Source organism: Eubacterium sp. 1001713B170207_170306_E7, assembly GCF_015547515.1.
Taxonomy (GTDB): Bacteria; Bacillota; Clostridia; order Eubacteriales; family Eubacteriaceae; genus Eubacterium.
The window spans coordinates 1-2,284 of record NZ_JADMVE010000017.1; the positions used below are offsets into that span (position 1 = coordinate 1).

A 2,284-nucleotide genomic window follows, 5' to 3' on the forward strand; every position below is an offset into this window, starting at 1 on the left:
CGTGTCATTGAACGGCGAAACCAAAGCCCTTAAAAATGGTCAGGCCGCCTTTACCTACACCCCGGCCGACGATCAGCCCAAGACCCTGACCGCCGGCTACACTCCGGAAAGTGCGAGCAACTATACCACCGTCAGTAAAAGCATCACCCTGACCGCCGGCAAGAAAACCCGGGAGCCCATCACAGTGGACGACCAGACCAAAACCTACGGCGAGGCCCCTTTTAAGCTCACGCCCACCGGCGGCAGCCTCCAGGACGGTGAAGCCTACCGCTGCACCAGCGACAACCCTGGCGTGGCCACAGTGGACGAAAACAGCCAGGTCACCATCACCGGCGCCGGCACAGCCCACCTCACCGTGAGCCTGCCCGAAAGCAGCACCCACCAGAGCGCCCAGGCCGTCATGACCCTGACCGTAGACAAAGCCGCCATCACCGGCATCACCTTCGAGGATGCCGCCTTTAAAGAAGACAGCCAGCCCCACCGCATCGAGATCACCGGACAGCTGCCACCAGGCGCCACCGTAGCCTACGAAAACAACACCCAGACCGAACCAGGCACCTACACTGCCAGAGCCATAATCAACGGCGGTCCCAACTACCAGAGCCTCACCCTCGAGGCCACCCTCACCATCACGACAAAGCCCGTCAATCCCTACGTGCCCCAAAAGCCCGGGACCCCAGATGAAGTGAGCGACAGCATCAGCAAGCTGCCCACCCCCGAAGACTACGACACCATGACCCCCGAAGAACAGGAAGAAGTCAAAGAAGCCGTAGACACCATAGCCGACAGCATCACCGGCATGACCCCAGAAGAACAGGCCCAGATCCCCACAGAAGACATCGAGAAAATCGGCGATCTGTACGATAAAATCTACAAGATCACCATCCATAAAGACACCAGCGCCGCCCAGGGCCTGCCGACCCGTGTCGACGAAGCCGGCATCCAGGTCTACGGCGCCGGCATGGCCGCCCAGGCCCTGGGCGGAGACGTCAAAATCACCCTGACCCAGGATCTGGCGCCCGACCACGCCACCCTGGCCTTTACGCTGGAGCTGTACGTGAAGCGGGAGAGCGACACAGACTACCAGAAAGCCGCCCTCAAAACCCCCATCGTTATCCAGTTCACCCTGCCCGAGGACATCAAGGCCGAAGGTCTGACCATCGAGCACCTGAACCCCGACGGCAGCGTGAAGGAAACCCTGATCCCAGAGATCAAAGGACGGCAGCTCACCTTCCAGACCACCAGCTTCTCCAACTTCCTGTTTGTGGAGCAGAAAGAGACACCAGCAGACCCGACGCCGGGCACCCCGGTCAAGCCTGATAACACAGGCGGCGAAACCAAAGCCGAGAGCGTTCTGAAAAAAGAAACCAGCCTCAGGAACCCAGCCACCGGCAGCGCCATAACCGTGGGACAGGTCAGCGGCAGTGTCTCTGTACTGGCAGCGCTGACCGTACTGACCACTCTGGCGTTCAGGCAGAAAAGAAAAAAACAGTAAGAAAAAAACATCATAGAAGCAGCAAATGGGATACTGGCTGTCACCCATCAAAACCCTGAAGGCCGCATGCGATAAGCGTATGTGGTCTTCAGGGTTTTTTATATTAAAAAAAGGAGAAAAATGGAACCCAAAAATCTGAAAAAACACATTGAAGAACACACCAGCGATTTTGAAAAGGTCGAACACACCGGCTATACCGATAAGCAGGGGCGGGAAGTCATCGCCGAGTATGTCTATACCGGACAGGCGCGTATTGTGACCTGTAAAGACTGCGGCGGCGCCCTTAAGCCCAAGACCATGAAGATCGAGAAGAAAAACGGCCAGGTTCATATTGTCAACGGCCTGGAGAAGCCCGTAGAAGTGGAGCAGGGCCGCGTGATTGTGATCTATGTGTGCAGCCGTATCTGCCTGGAATGTGCCACCCACCAGCGTATTTTTCCCGAGGGCGTGGCCGGCTGGGTACGCCATGCCCTTTACCGGGTCTGGGAGCTGCTCGCGCTGCTTTTTAAAAACGAAGAACGCATCCGCCCGGGCCCGTTGAAAGGAAAGACCCGCCGCGCCTGGGAGACCCTGGATTATTACGGCGAGACTGCCACCCTGTACCGCTGGCGCATCCGTGCAGTCCAATGGTTTGGACACAACAGAAAAGAATAATATTATTTATGATAATTAAAAATTTGTTTGCGTGTTTAAAGGGTCTCATTTCCTGTAGGATAGAACCATCAGCAGACGTGAGAACAACAAAACGCCGCTGAAATAAAATCATTTTATTTTACAGGAGGTTTACAA

2 protein-coding genes are annotated in these 2,284 nt (G+C 56.1%); both read left to right on the top strand.

The window, feature by feature from the left end; translation table 11 throughout:
• A partial coding sequence (locus tag I2B62_RS20315) for a hypothetical protein (RefSeq protein ID WP_195270852.1) occupies positions 1-1,495 on the top strand: 1,495 nt, incomplete at its 5' end.
• A gap of 120 nt (positions 1,496-1,615) precedes the next feature.
• Positions 1,616-2,149, top strand: a complete 534-nt coding sequence (locus tag I2B62_RS20320) for a hypothetical protein (protein WP_195270853.1) — start codon at positions 1,616-1,618, stop codon at positions 2,147-2,149.
• The last annotated feature ends 135 nt before the right edge of the window (positions 2,150-2,284 follow it).